We start from the raw sequence: 12,300 nt of genomic DNA on the forward strand, positions 1-12,300 counted from the left end.
GCACCATGGCGACCATTGCAACGATCTCCAGCAGTCCGTCGTTGTCCTCGCGCACCGACGCGGTGCTCGACCACGTCACCAAACGCCTGATCAGCCACGGCCACACGGTCACCCCGATCGTGCTGCGGGACCTCCCGGCCGAGCCGCTGCTGCGCGGTCAGGCCGACGATCCGGCGATCGCCGCCGCGGCCGCGGTACTCGAGGCCGCCGACGCCGTCGTGGTCACGACACCGGTGTACAAGGCGGCGTACTCGGGCTTGCTGAAGGTGTTCCTCGATCTGCTGCCGCAGTACGCGTTGAAGGGCAAGACAGTGTTGCCGTTGGCAACGGGCGGTACGCCGGCGCACGTGCTGGTGATCGACTACGCGCTCCGGCCGGTGCTCACGAGCCTTGGTGCGGGGGCGATCGGGCAGGGGTGGTTCGTACTGTCGTCGCACATCCGGTTGTACGACGGCGGTGGGCTGCTGCTCGATCCGGCGGCGTCCGTACCGCTCTATCAGGTGACCGAGGCGTTCCTCGCGACCGTGGCGGGCGAGGCAGTGGTGGAGGGTGCGCCGCTGCAGCTGGGCGCGGTCGAGGCGGTCCGGGTCCGGCCGGACGATCCGGAGGCGGCGCCGTTGCTGGCGGATCTCGTCGTCGAGTACAGCACGCGGTACGGGCGGACCAACGAGAACACGCAGCTGACCGAAGTACCGCCGTCGGACTTTCACGCCGAGCACGGCGGGGCGTTCGTGCTGTTGCGGTACGGCGGGACAACGGTGGCCGGCGGGGCGATCCGGAGGTACGACGACGAGACCGCCGAGGTGAAGCGGATGTGGACGTCGCAGCTGCACCGGCGGCAGGGGCTCGGACGGCGGGTGCTTTCCGAACTGGAGACGGCGGCGGCCGATCTCGGGTATCGGCGGCTGTACCTGACCACGGGTCCGCGACAGCCGGAGGCGGCGGGGTTGTACGTCGCGGCCGGGTTCGATCCGCAGTTCGACACGGCGGCGGACCCGGAGGAGATCGGGCCGCTCGCGTTCGTGAAGGAGATTCCGGTGGCGTTGAAGGTGGCCTCATGATCGTCGGGCTGGAGATCGACGGGGCGGGTGCGGACCCGGCGGCGTGGCGTGGGGCGGAGGTCGATCCGCGGGCGATCCTGACCGGTGCGCTGGCGGTACGCGCGGCGCAGCGGGCGGAGGCGGCCGGGGTGGATCTCGTGACGTTCGCGGATGCGTTGGAGGCGCCGGCGGACGTACCGGGGCGGGTGAGCGTGCGGCTGGACGCGCTCGGGCTGGCGGCGCGGGTGGCACCGGCGACGGAGCGGATCGGGTTGCTGCCGACGATCACGGTGACGCACACCGAGCCGTTCCATCTGCAGGCGTCGGTGGCGACGCTCGACCACATCTCGGGCGGGCGCGCGGGGTGGGTCGCGGACGTGTCCACGTCTGCTGAGGCGGCCGCGGTGGTCGGCCGGCGGGAGCCGGTCGCTGCCGCGGAGACGTGGCGGGAGGCGCGGTACGTCGTCGACGTGAGCCGGCGGTTGTGGGACTCGTGGGAGGACGACGCGATCATCCGGGACGCCGCGAGCGGACGGTACGTCGACCGGGACAGGTTGCACTACGTCGACTTCACCGCGCCGACGTTCTCCGTCAAAGGCCCGTCGATCGTTCCGCGCCCGCCGCAGGGTCATCCGGTGACGGCGATGCGCGTGAACACACCCGAGGCGCTGGAGGCGGCGCGCGACGCGGAGCTGGTTCTCCTGCCGGACTCGGACGACCTGGCAGACCAGCTCCGAACACTCCGCCCCGGCGGGAGCCGCAGCGTTGGTGTCACGGCGGACGCTGCGGGCCGAACGGTTGCCGTCACACCGGACGGCACGACTGGGCCGGTGGTGTTGGTTTCGGTGGGGGTGCGGCCTCATGTGGATGGGGTTGAGGGGTTGGTTGCGGCGATTGAGGGGTGGGTGCGGGCCGGGGTTGACGGCGTGCATCTGCGGCCGGCTTCGCTCGAGTTGGATGTGCCGGTGATTGCGGACGAGCTGTTGCCGCGGTTGCGGGAGCTTGGGCTGGTCGGGGGTGTGGAACGCGGTGGGAGTTTGCGCGGGCGGCTCGGGCTGAAGCGGCCGCGGAACACGTTCTCGGGGAGTGGACGATGACCAAGCAGATCCATCTGGCGGCACACTTTCCGGGCGTCAACAACACCACCGTGTGGTCGGACCCGGCGTCGGGCTCGCAGATCGACTTCGCGTCGTTCCGGAAACTCGCGGAAACAGCGGAGCGCGGAACCTTCGACTTCTTCTTCCTCGCCGAAGGCCTGCGGCTGCGCGAGGTGAAGGGCAAGATCCACGACCTCGACGTCGTCGGCCGTCCGGAGTCCCTCACCGTGCTCAGCGCCCTCGCTGCCGTCACCACCCACCTCGGCCTGGCCGCCACGGTGAACTCGACCTTCAACGAGCCGTACGAACTCGCCAAGCGCCTGGCCACCCTCGACCACGTCTCCGGCGGCCGCGCCGCGTGGAACGTCGTCACCTCCTGGGACGCCTTCACCGGCGAGAACTTCCGCCGCGGCGGCTACCTCGACAAGTCCGACCGGTACGTCCGCGCCCAGGAATCGCTGCGAATCGTCAGGAAACTCTGGGATTCCTGGACCGCCGACGACCTCGTCCTCGACCAGGCAGCGGGCAGCTTCGCCCGCGAGGGCGCTGGGGCCTTCGCGGACAGCGGCCCGCACTTCGACATCCACGGACGGTTCGGGCTGCCGCCGTCGCCGCAGGGCCGGCCGGTGATCATCCAGGCCGGTGACAGCGACGAAGGACGGGAGTTCGCCGCGGCGAGCGCCGACGTGATCTTCAGCCGGCACGGGACGTTCGCGGCCGGGCAGACCTTCTACAAGGACGTGAAGGCCCGGCTGGCGAAGTACGGCCGGAGCGACGAGTCGCTGAAGATCATGCCGGCGGTCACGGTGGTGGTCGCGGACACGGACGCCGAGGCGATCGAGAAGGCGGCGTACATCCGGGAACAGCAGGTGTCCGGGCCGACCGCGCTCGTGCTCGCGGAGCTGCTGTGGGGGCGCGACCTGTCGGCGTACGACCCGGACGGTCCGCTGCCGGCCGAGGACCCGGTCGTCGGGTCGGCGGTGACGCAGGGCCGGGTCGGGTACAACGACCCGTTCCCGATCGTCGCGGAATGGCGCGCGCAGGCCGCGGCACACGGGTGGTCGCTGCGGCAGACCGTCATCAACCAGCAGAACCGGCAGACGTTCGTCGGTTCGCCGACCACGGTCGCGAAGGCGGTCAACCGGCACGTCCAGGAGAACGCGGCCGACGGTTTCGTACTCGTCCCGCATCTCACCCCGGGCGGCCTCGACGACTTCGTCGACCGGGTCGTCCCGCTGCTCCGCGAGTACGGCGTGTTCCGTCCGGAGTACACCGGTACGACGTTGCGCGACCACCTCGGGCTGTCGCGATGACGGTGTCGGAGATGCGTCCACGGAAGGCTCCGCCGGCGACCGTGGTGTTCGTCGGCGGCGGGCCGCGGACGGTGGGACTGCTGGAGCGGTTCGCGGCCAACGCGGACGAGCTGCTCGGCGGTCGCGATGTCCACATCCACGTCGTCGACCCGTACCCGGCCGGCGGCGGGCGGATCTGGCGGCGGGAGCAGTCCCGGTTGCTGTGGATGAACTCGATGACGTCCGACGTCACGATCTTCACCGACGAGTCGGTCGAGTGCGAGGGGCCGGTCGTGCCGGGGCCGGACCTCGCGACCTGGGTCGCCGGCGAGGGTGCGGTGATCCTCGAGAAGGCCGGGCTGGAACCGCCCGGGCCGATGGACTTCCCACCGCGGCTGGTGCAGGCGGAGTACCTGGCGTGGGTGTGGGAGCGCGTCGTCCGCGAGCTCCCCGCGACCGTCAGCACGCATCGGGAGCGGGCCGTCGAGGTGACCGCGGACCGGCGGGTGATCCTCGAGTCCGGCACGGAGCTCGCGGCCGACGCGGTGGTGCTTGCCCTCGGCTACCTCGATCGGTTGCCGACGGCATCGGAATCGGCGTGGGCGGCACAGGCCGCGGACGCCGGGCTGACCTACGTTCCGCCCGGGTACACCGCCGACGTCGACCTGGACGGGCTGTGGCCGCGGGCGCCGGTGATCGTGCGCGGCTTCGGCCAGGCGTTCGTCGACCTGATGGTGCTGCTCACCGAGGGCCGAGGCGGCTGGTACGACGAGTGCGACGGGCTGCTCACGTACCGCCCGTCCGGCGACGAGCCGATCCTGTACGTCGGCTCGCGGCGGGGCGTCCCGTACCACGCGAAACTCGGCTACACGGTCGCGGGCACCAAGCCCGTGCCGACGCGGTACCTGACAAAGGAAGCGCTGGGGGACGGGCCGCTCGACTTCGATCGCGACGTGCTGCCGCTGATCGAGAAGGAGCTGGCGTACGCCCACTACAAACAGTTGTTCGCCGCTCACCCTGAACGCGTCCGCATGCCCTGGGAAGAGTTTGCGAAGGGTTTCGATCCGGGGGACACCGCAGGTGGTTGGGCTGGGCAGGTTGGCTCGGCGGTGCCGGATCCGGGGGATCGGTTTGTTCGGGGGGCGGTGGATCGGCCATTGGGCGGGTTGTTCTTCGAGGGGCCGGAGGGGTTTGAGCGGTACCTGGTCGAGCTGATCGAGGACGATCTGCTGCGCCGGTCGGATCCTTCGTACTCGGCGGACCTGGCCGTCTTCAACGCGCTGCTCAGCATCTACAGCGTGCTGTCGCGGGCGATCACCGACGGGCAACTGTCCGACGAGGACCGGGTGCGGAAGGTGGAGAGCGAGTGGCACGGGTTCTTCTCGTTCGTGGCCAGCGGGCCGCCGCCGCGGCGGCTGGAGGAGCTGCTCGCGCTGCATCGCGCCGGGATCGTCCGGTTCGCCGGACCGGAGCTGGACGTTGCCATCGACAACGACGAGTTCGTTGCCCGGAGCCCCGGTGTTGCGGGTGAGATCCGGGCCAGCGCGTTCGTGGAGGCCCGGCTGCCGCGTCCCGACGTACTCGCGGCCTCCGATCCGTTGCTGCGCGGCCTGCTGGACTCCGGCGCACTGGCTGCCGACGAGTTGTTCGCCTCCGACGGTTCGAGCCTCGGCGGCGGGCAGCTCAAGGCGGACTCGCGGTCGCGCGCGATCCGCGCCGACGGATCCGTGGATCCCGCGCTGTTCCTGCTCGGCCCCTCGGTGTCCGGCTCGGCCGGATCGTCCGGCTTCTCCCGCCCGCATTTCAACGGTCCCGGCTTCCGGCAGAACGACGCCGTCGCGCGGGACCTCCTCACACTGCTCGCCCCTACCGTACGGAAGGAAGAACGCCATGCCAGTTGAGTTCCTGGGCATCGCCGGCACCAACCCGGCCAGCGAGGTGACGCCGCGGACCGGCGGCCCGCTGGACCTGGAGTACACGTCCAAGCTTGCCCGCGCCCACGAGGACAACGGGTGGGACCGGATCCTGTTCGCGTACCACTCCGGCGCTCCCGACCCGTCCCAGGTCGCGGCGTACGTCGCCGGCCGGACCGAGCGGATCAACCTGGTGGTCGCGCACCGGCCGAACGTCGCCTACCCGACACTGACCGCGAAGACGTTCGCGACCCTGGACCACATCAGCAACGGCCGGTTCGAGGTGCACGTGATCACCGGCGGCTCGACCGCGGACCAGGCCGCCGAGGGCGACTACCTCGCGAAGGACGACCGGTACGGGCGGACCCGCGAGTTCATCCAGATCCTCAAGCAGGCGTGGACCTCGGACGAACGCTTCGACTTCGACGGAAAGCACTACCGGTTCGAGAACTTCCTGGCCGACATCAAGCCGCTGCAGCAGCCGCGACCGCGGGTCTCCTTCGGCGGATCGTCCCCGGCCGCGTACGCCGTCGGCGCCGCCGAGGCGGACATCTTCGCGCTCTGGGGCGAACCGCTGGCCGGCACCCGCGAACAGCTCGCGACCATCGACGCGGCGGCCGCCGCCGCGGGCCGGACGGACCGGCCGGCGATCCAGATCGCGTTCCGGCCGATCATCGCGCCGACCGAGGAACTCGCCTGGGAGAAGGCGGAAAACGTACTGGGGCGGATCAAGCAGGCCCAGGCCGGCGGCGTTCCGGCGAGTGCCCGGCTACGCTCGAAGACGCCGGAGAACGCCGGATCGCAGCGGCTGCTGAAGGCCGTCGCGGCCGGCGAACGGCACGACCGGGCGCTCTGGACCGCGCCGACCGGCCTGACCGGTGGCGGCGGAAACTCCACCGCGCTCGTCGGAACGCCGGAAACAGTCGCGGCCGCGTTGCTCGACTACTACGACCTCGGGATCCGGATCTTCTCCGCCCGCGGCTACGACATCTACGACGACGCGATCGACTTCGGGCGGCACGTGATCCCGCTGGTCCGGTCCGAGGTCGCCCACCGCGAGCAGAGGAAAGCGTCATGACCGTTGTTTCCGACCTCGAGCAGGACTGGCACACCTGGCACGCCGCCCGTGAGCGCGACCTGGACACCGACTACGGCTGGCTGTCGATCGTCGCCTTCGACTGGCTCCCGCCGGCACCGACCGTGCTCGACGGCCTGCCCGGAAAGTGGTGGGCCGCCGGGCAGGCGTACGCCGCAGCCTCCGGCGAGCTCACCCTCGCGGGCGAACCGGTCCACGGAACGGTGTCCGCGACCGTTCCGGAAGCCGGTTCGCTCAGCTGGCTGCAGTACGGCGATCGGCTCGCGGAACTCGTCCTCCGAGGCGGCCGGTACGCCGTCCGCCAACGGGACCCGCGCGCTGCCACGCGACAGGGCTTCAGCGGCGTACCGACGTACGAGCTGGACGACGCGTGGGTCGTCACCGGGTACTTCAGCCCGTACCCGAAGGCGCAGCGGGTGGAGGTGTCGACCGCGCGGGACGACCTGCGGCAGCACATCACCGCGGTCGGCACGGTGCACGTCGCGCTCGGCGGTACGGCGTACGAGCTGGTCGCGACGTCGGCGGGCGACGACCGGCTGAACGTGTCGTTCCACGACAAGACGAACGGCGAGGAGACCGCGCCGTGGCGGTTCGTCACGACCGGGCCGGTGCGGCCGGACGGGTCGGTGCGGATCGACTTCAACCGGACGATCAACCTGCCGTTCGCGTTCACGGCGTACGGGACCTGCCCGGCGCCGGTGCCGGGGAACCGGCTCGCGCTTCGGTGACCGCCGGTGAGAAGAAGGTCAGATGAAGTTCTGTACCTACACGCTGATCGACAACTCGCCCGACCCGATCAGCGGCGTCCAGCTCTCGCCGGCCGAGCGGTTCCGGCACGTGGTCCGGCAGGCGCAGTGGGCCGAGGAGCTGGGCTTCGACGGGTACGGCGTGGGGGAGCGGCACGCGCAGCGGTTCATCTCCTCGTCGCCGCCGGTCGTACTGTCCTACATCGCGGCCGTCACGTCGCGGATCCGGCTGCTGACCACGGTGACCGTGCTGTCGCTGCTGGACCCGGTGCGGGTGGCGGAGGACTACGCGACCCTCGACCAGCTGTCCGGCGGGCGGCTCGACATCATCATCGGGAAGGGCAACGACCCGGACCAGAACGCGCTGTTCGGGTACGAGCTCGACGGGCAGTGGGACCGCAACCGGGAGAAGTACGAGCTGCTCCGGCGGCTGCTGCGGGAGACCGGCGTCACATGGTCAGGGCAGTACCGGCCGGCGTTGACGGACGCGACCACGCAGCCGCGGCCGTACCGGGCGGACGGGATTCCGTTGTGGCACGGGTCCGCGTCGTCCACCGAGTCGACCGAGCTGGCCGCGCGCTGGGGTGATCCGCTGTTCTCCGCCAACGGTTTCCATCCGCTGGCGAAGTACGCCGGGCTGATCCGGCACTACCGGGAACGCTGGGAGGCGTACGGGCGGGACCCGGCGGACGCGGTGGTCGGCGCCGGGTTCAACGGGCTGTATGTGAAGAAGACGTCGCAGCAGGCCGTCGACGGGTACCGGCCGATCTTCGACGCGTTCATGGACTCGCCGGGCGCCCGGCACAACCAACTGCCGTTCCGGACGCTGGAGGAGTTCCTCGAGGGCGGATCGGTGCTGGTCGGGTCGCCGGACCAGGTGATCGACAAGTTCAGCAGGTACCAGGAAAGCTTCGGGCACGAGCTCTCCGGGATCTCCTTGGAGGTCCCCGGACTCCCGGCGGACGAGAACCGGGAGTCCGTTGAGACCTTCGTCACGGAGGTGCTGCCGACACTGCGTTCGGCGTACCCCAGTCGCGTCTGGGGTTAGCCGTACGTCGGCTCCTGCGGCCAGCCTTCGGGGGAGTCCTCCCAGTCCTCCTGGCGGCCGTACGGAGCCAGGTCGCTGACGAGCGTGCTGAACAGCAGCCGGTCGACGCCGCGCTGACCGGTCGAGTACGTCCGGTAGACGGTGTCGCCGTCGCGGAAGAACATGTTCAGCAGGAACCCGCCGCCCGCGCCGCAGTCCGCGGCGAACGTCGTACCGGCCGAGGACGCGAACGGGATGTGCTCCCAGCCCATCTGCTTCCAGTACCCGGCCATCTGGTCGAGCGGCATGTCGGACACCGTCGCCCACGCGATGTCGTTGCGGGCCAGGCCGGCGAGGTTGGTGACGTTCTTGGTGAAGTACGTGCACCCCGGGCAGAAGTGGTCCGGGCCGGAGTGCATGAACTGGTAGAGCGCGAGCTGCCGGCGGTCGCCGAAGAGCTCGCGGAGCGTGACCGGGCCGTCCGGTCCGGCGAAGGTGTACTCGCCGAACTCCACCATCGGCAGCCGCCGGCGCTGCGCCGCCAGGCGGTCCTCGGCGCGGGTGGCCTCCTTCTCGGCGACCAGGAGCTCGGCGCGGGCCCGCTCCCACTCCGCGGCCGGCACCACCGGGGGCATCGCTGTCTCGGACATCGTTGTTCCTTTCGTAGGTCCTGCCCTGATGACGAAGCGGGTCCCGGGTTCTCGACATCGGATCCGAAAATGGTCAGAAGCACTCCTGCGGACCCGGTATGCTTTCCGGGACGGACTGAGGGGCCTGCAAGGCGCTCCTGACCCGATTTCACATCGGGCCGGGGGACCGTGTAATCTCTCTCCTCGGCCCGCCCCTTTAGCTCAGTCGGCAGAGCGTCTCCATGGTAAGGAGAAGGTCTACGGTTCGATTCCGTAAAGGGGCTCTGAGAACGGCATCCCACCTTCGGGTGGGACGTTCGTCTCACCCGGCGGGGTAGCTCAGGTGGTTAGAGCACACGGCTCATAATCGTGGTGTCGCGGGTTCGACTCCCGCCCCCGCTACCGAATCAGTATTTCGAGAGTGCGATCACCCAAGTTGCGTACTCATGACATGAAGAGGTAGCAGTGGCCAAGTCGACCGACATTCGCCCGAAGATCACGCTGGCGTGCACGGTGTGCAAGGAGCGGAACTACATCACCAAGAAGAACCGGCGCAACGACCCGGATCGTCTTGAGCTGAAGAAGTACTGCCCGCGCTGCAACGACCACACGGACCACCGCGAGACCCGCTGATCCCAGCTCTCCACAAAGCCGCTCCGCACGTCGGAGCGGCTTTGTGCTGTTTCAGACGCTCAGGATCGGGCGCCCGGCTTCGTAGGCGGTGCGGCGTTCTGGTCTAGGGGTGAGGCAGCAGGAGCCGCAGAGGGTGCCGTTGCCGGACTCGCTCGTGTAGTAGAGGCAGCAGGTGTTGCGGAGGTAGACGAGCTTTCCGGCCGCCACCTCCACGTCACCCAGGTGCGCCAGCCCACCGGGCGCCTTCGCCGCGAACGTCTGCCAGCGCTCCAGCAGGTACGCCGGTTCCACCGTCACCTCCTCCCGCGTCGCCGCGCAGAACCCCATCGCGCACCCGGCCGCGACCCCGCCGTGCACCTGCCGCAACCCGGCCCGCGTCCGCCGGTGCAGCTCCTCCGAGAGCGGGAGCAGGTGCTGCCGGAGTACGACGTCGTACAGCGTCTCCAGCCCGCCCGGCAGGAAGTCCGCCGACCGGATCGCGACGGCGGCGATCCCGTGCCCGTCGTGCGGCCGGACCCACAGGTTCTGCGGGCGGATGTCGAGGACGTGCCCTTCCAGTGCCCAGAGCAGCAGCGCGGCCGCCGGTGCCCGCCCGGCGTAGAACGACATCATGCTGAGTGCGTTCGCATGCGCCGTACGGTGGCAACTCGCCTCGTCGTCGCGCTTGAGCAGTTCGGTCAGCTCCGGGCTGCCCGGCTCCAGGATCCGGTCCACCCGCAGCCACTCGGAGCCCGCCGGCTCGCCGATCTCCACCCGGTACCGAGGCGCGTACTCCGCCAGCGCCGCCACAGCCGTCACGATCAACCTTCCGTCCGGAATCGTGGGCGGCGGAAACCCTCTGTAAACCATACGGGCCTGAGGCCAGTAAAGTTTCCGGATATGACGATCGACGCCACGATGGTCGGCCGGAGCTACGCGGCCGCCGAGTCCTACCAGGTCGGCCGGGAGAAGATCCGGGAGTTCGCCGACGCGATCGGTGACGGTAACCCGGCGTACCGGGGTGCTGACGCGGTCGCGCCGCCGACGTTCGCGTTCGTGATCGGCAGCCGCGCGCTCGAGGCGCTGCTGGACGACGAGGAGCTCGGCCTCCGGCTGGACCGGATCGTGCACGGCGCGCAGAAGTTCAGCTACACCCGCCCGATCAAGGCCGGCGACGAGATCGCCGCGACCGCCACCATCACCACCGTCCGCAAGGCCGGTCCCGTCGAGGTGATCATGTACGAGACCGCGCTGACCACCGTCGACGGCGAGCCGATCGCCACGTCGACGTCGACCCTCTCGCACAACCGGGCGGACGCATGACGATCGAGGTCGGTACGGAACTGCCCCCGCTGACCGTCACGCTGCGGCGCGAGGACCTCGTCCGGTACGCCGGGGCCAGCGGCGACTTCAACCCGATCCACTGGAACGACCGGATGGCGGCCGCGCTCGGCCTGCCCGGCGTGATCGCGCACGGGATGCTCACGATGGCGTCGGCAATCCGCGTGGTCACGGACTGGATCGCGGACCCGGCCGACCTGGTCGAGTACGGCGTACGGTTCACGAAGCCGGTCGTCGTACCGGACGACGACAAGGGCGCGACCGTGACGTTCGCCGCGAAGGTGGACAAGGTCGCGGACGGTCTCGCCGAGATCGACATCACGGCGCTCGCCGGCGAGGAGAAGGTGCTCGGGCGCGCCAGGGCGGTCGTGCGGGTCCGGTGAACACACACGTGCCGCTGGCCGGTTACACCACGCTGCGGATCGGCGGGCCGGCCGACAAGTTCGTCGAGGTCACGACCGAGGAGGACCTGATCACCGCGGTCCGGGACGCGGACGCGGCCGGAGAGCCGGTGCTGCTGCTGTCCGGCGGGAGCAACGTGCTGATCGGGGACGACGGGTTCCGCGGGACCGTGGTGAAGGTCGCGACGGCCGGGATCCGGGTCGACGCGGACGCCTGCTCCGGCGCGATGGTGCACGTCGCGGCCGGCGAGGACTGGGACGGCGTGGTCCAGCGGGCGATCGCGGAGGAGTGGAGCGGGCTCGAGTCGATGTCCGGGATTCCCGGGCTGGCCGGGTCGACGCCGGTGCAGAACGTCGGCGCGTACGGGCACGAGGTCGCCGAGACGGTCGCGTCGGTGCGGGTCTGGGACCGGGTCGACGGCAAGGTACGGACGATCTTCGCGGCGGACTGCGGGTTCGCTTACCGGAACTCGCGGTTCAAGGCGGACCCTTCGCGGTACGTCGTACTCGAGGTCGCGTTCCAGTTGAAGCTGGGCGACCTGTCGGCACCGGTCGGGTACGCCGAGCTGGCCCGGGTGCTCGACGTGGAGCCGGGGTCGCGGGCGCCGATGACCGAGGTCCGCGAGGCCGTCCTCGGCCTGCGCCGCAGCAAGGGCATGGTGCTGGACCCGGCCGACCACGACACCTGGAGCGCGGGCTCGTTCTTCACCAACCCGATCCTGGACACCCCCGCCGAGGTCCCCGCGGGCGCGCCGCAGTGGCCGCAGCCCGACGGCAGGGTGAAGACCAGCGCCGCCTGGCTGATCGAACACGCCGGCGTCTCGAAGGGCTTCACCATCGGCAACGCGGCGGTCTCGAGCAAACACACGCTCGCCCTCACCAACCGGGGCCGAGCCACCGCCAAGGAACTGCTCACCCTGGCCACCCACGTCCGCACCCAGGTCCAGCAGTCCTTCAACATCACCCTGGTCAACGAGCCGGTTCTGGTGAACTGCTCCCTCTGAGCAGGCTCTGAAAAACTTTTGCACGGACCTCTTCCCAAGCTCGGATGTGCTCGCTAATCTTTTGCGCAATCTGGGTGGAGGTGAGTTGTGAGGCGCAAAAGA

13 protein-coding genes and 2 tRNA genes are annotated in these 12,300 nt (G+C 70.0%); 13 read left to right on the forward strand and 2 right to left on the reverse strand.

What is annotated here, in order from left to right; translation table 11 throughout:
• Nucleotides 1-5 precede the first annotated feature (5 nt).
• Genes ssuE through ACQHIV_RS35530 form a run of 7 tightly spaced genes read left to right on the forward strand, consistent with a single transcriptional unit; the run spans nucleotide 6 to nucleotide 8,232 of the window.
• Nucleotides 6-1,061, forward strand: a complete 1,056-nt coding sequence (gene ssuE, locus ACQHIV_RS35500) for an NADPH-dependent FMN reductase (RefSeq protein ID WP_427888723.1) — start codon at nucleotides 6-8, stop codon at nucleotides 1,059-1,061.
• Complete coding sequence (locus ACQHIV_RS35505) at nucleotides 1,058-2,137, forward strand: LLM class flavin-dependent oxidoreductase (protein ID WP_427888724.1); 1,080 nt, start codon at nucleotides 1,058-1,060, stop codon at nucleotides 2,135-2,137. The genes ssuE and ACQHIV_RS35505 overlap by 4 nt, the downstream gene beginning before the upstream one ends.
• Nucleotides 2,134-3,450 (forward strand): NtaA/DmoA family FMN-dependent monooxygenase, encoded by a 1,317-nt coding sequence (locus ACQHIV_RS35510; protein WP_427888725.1) that lies wholly within the window; start codon nucleotides 2,134-2,136, stop codon nucleotides 3,448-3,450. The genes ACQHIV_RS35505 and ACQHIV_RS35510 overlap by 4 nt, the downstream gene beginning before the upstream one ends.
• A gap of 11 nt (nucleotides 3,451-3,461) precedes the next feature.
• Nucleotides 3,462-5,330 (forward strand): FAD/NAD(P)-binding protein, encoded by a 1,869-nt coding sequence (locus ACQHIV_RS35515; RefSeq protein WP_427888726.1) that lies wholly within the window; start codon nucleotides 3,462-3,464, stop codon nucleotides 5,328-5,330.
• On the forward strand, nucleotides 5,320-6,420 hold the full coding sequence (locus tag ACQHIV_RS35520) for an LLM class flavin-dependent oxidoreductase (protein WP_427888727.1): 1,101 nt from the start codon (nucleotides 5,320-5,322) through the stop codon (nucleotides 6,418-6,420). Before ACQHIV_RS35515 ends, ACQHIV_RS35520 begins: the two co-directional genes overlap by 11 nt.
• The gene (locus ACQHIV_RS35525; RefSeq protein ID WP_427888728.1) at nucleotides 6,417-7,166 is read left to right on the forward strand and encodes a DUF1684 domain-containing protein; all 750 of its coding nucleotides are present in this window, start codon (nucleotides 6,417-6,419) and stop codon (nucleotides 7,164-7,166) included. Before ACQHIV_RS35520 ends, ACQHIV_RS35525 begins: the two co-directional genes overlap by 4 nt.
• Nucleotides 7,167-7,188: 22 nt before the next feature.
• Nucleotides 7,189-8,232, forward strand: coding sequence for an LLM class flavin-dependent oxidoreductase (locus ACQHIV_RS35530; protein WP_427888729.1), 1,044 nt, complete (start codon nucleotides 7,189-7,191; stop codon nucleotides 8,230-8,232).
• On the opposite strand, the gene ACQHIV_RS35535 is transcribed toward ACQHIV_RS35530, so the two are convergent.
• On the reverse strand, nucleotides 8,229-8,861 hold the full coding sequence (locus ACQHIV_RS35535) for a DUF899 family protein (protein ID WP_427888730.1): 633 nt from the start codon (nucleotides 8,859-8,861) through the stop codon (nucleotides 8,229-8,231). The genes ACQHIV_RS35530 and ACQHIV_RS35535 overlap by 4 nt on opposite strands.
• A gap of 190 nt (nucleotides 8,862-9,051) precedes the next feature.
• On the opposite strand from ACQHIV_RS35535, the gene ACQHIV_RS35540 reads away from it, so the two are divergent.
• The 3 genes from ACQHIV_RS35540 (at nucleotide 9,052) to rpmG (ending at nucleotide 9,473) form a co-directional block, all read left to right on the forward strand.
• Nucleotides 9,052-9,124, forward strand: a tRNA-Thr gene (locus ACQHIV_RS35540).
• 44 nt (nucleotides 9,125-9,168) lie between these two features.
• A tRNA-Met gene (locus tag ACQHIV_RS35545) sits at nucleotides 9,169-9,242 on the forward strand.
• Nucleotides 9,243-9,305: 63 nt separating this feature from the next.
• A complete protein-coding gene (rpmG, locus tag ACQHIV_RS35550) occupies nucleotides 9,306-9,473 on the forward strand; it encodes a 50S ribosomal protein L33 (RefSeq protein WP_344191538.1) in 168 nt (55 codons plus the stop codon).
• A 51-nt stretch (nucleotides 9,474-9,524) separates the two neighbouring features.
• Here rpmG and ACQHIV_RS35555 read toward each other — a convergent pair whose 3' ends face one another.
• Nucleotides 9,525-10,271, reverse strand: coding sequence for a hypothetical protein (locus tag ACQHIV_RS35555; protein ID WP_427888731.1), 747 nt, complete (start codon nucleotides 10,269-10,271; stop codon nucleotides 9,525-9,527).
• An 81-nt stretch (nucleotides 10,272-10,352) separates the two neighbouring features.
• On the opposite strand from ACQHIV_RS35555, the gene ACQHIV_RS35560 reads away from it, so the two are divergent.
• Genes ACQHIV_RS35560 through ACQHIV_RS35570 form a run of 3 tightly spaced genes read left to right on the forward strand, consistent with a single transcriptional unit; the run spans nucleotide 10,353 to nucleotide 12,198 of the window.
• On the forward strand, nucleotides 10,353-10,775 hold the full coding sequence (locus ACQHIV_RS35560; RefSeq protein ID WP_427888732.1) for an FAS1-like dehydratase domain-containing protein: 423 nt from the start codon (nucleotides 10,353-10,355) through the stop codon (nucleotides 10,773-10,775).
• Nucleotides 10,772-11,176, forward strand: coding sequence for a MaoC family dehydratase (locus ACQHIV_RS35565; protein ID WP_427888733.1), 405 nt, complete (start codon nucleotides 10,772-10,774; stop codon nucleotides 11,174-11,176). The genes ACQHIV_RS35560 and ACQHIV_RS35565 overlap by 4 nt, the downstream gene beginning before the upstream one ends.
• Nucleotides 11,173-12,198, forward strand: a complete 1,026-nt coding sequence (locus ACQHIV_RS35570; RefSeq protein WP_427888734.1) for a UDP-N-acetylmuramate dehydrogenase — start codon at nucleotides 11,173-11,175, stop codon at nucleotides 12,196-12,198. Before ACQHIV_RS35565 ends, ACQHIV_RS35570 begins: the two co-directional genes overlap by 4 nt.
• The last annotated feature ends 102 nt before the right edge of the window (nucleotides 12,199-12,300 follow it).

Source organism: Kribbella polygonati (assembly GCF_050320105.1).
Taxonomy (GTDB): domain Bacteria; phylum Actinomycetota; class Actinomycetes; order Propionibacteriales; family Kribbellaceae; genus Kribbella.

Coding starts and splice junctions, on each gene's coding strand:
- ACQHIV_RS35520 (WP_427888727.1), top strand. CDS start 5,320: ATGCCAGTTGAGTTCCTGGGCATCGCCGGCACCAACCCGGCCAGCGAG.
- ACQHIV_RS35560 (WP_427888732.1), top strand. CDS start 10,353: ATGACGATCGACGCCACGATGGTCGGCCGGAGCTACGCGGCCGCCGAG.
- ACQHIV_RS35530 (WP_427888729.1), top strand. CDS start 7,189: ATGAAGTTCTGTACCTACACGCTGATCGACAACTCGCCCGACCCGATC.
- ACQHIV_RS35510 (WP_427888725.1), top strand. CDS start 2,134: ATGACCAAGCAGATCCATCTGGCGGCACACTTTCCGGGCGTCAACAAC.
- ssuE (WP_427888723.1), top strand. CDS start 6: ATGGCGACCATTGCAACGATCTCCAGCAGTCCGTCGTTGTCCTCGCGC.
- ACQHIV_RS35515 (WP_427888726.1), top strand. CDS start 3,462: ATGCGTCCACGGAAGGCTCCGCCGGCGACCGTGGTGTTCGTCGGCGGC.
- ACQHIV_RS35565 (WP_427888733.1), top strand. CDS start 10,772: ATGACGATCGAGGTCGGTACGGAACTGCCCCCGCTGACCGTCACGCTG.
- ACQHIV_RS35535 (WP_427888730.1), bottom strand. CDS start 8,861: ATGTCCGAGACAGCGATGCCCCCGGTGGTGCCGGCCGCGGAGTGGGAG.
- ACQHIV_RS35505 (WP_427888724.1), top strand. CDS start 1,058: ATGATCGTCGGGCTGGAGATCGACGGGGCGGGTGCGGACCCGGCGGCG.
- ACQHIV_RS35525 (WP_427888728.1), top strand. CDS start 6,417: ATGACCGTTGTTTCCGACCTCGAGCAGGACTGGCACACCTGGCACGCC.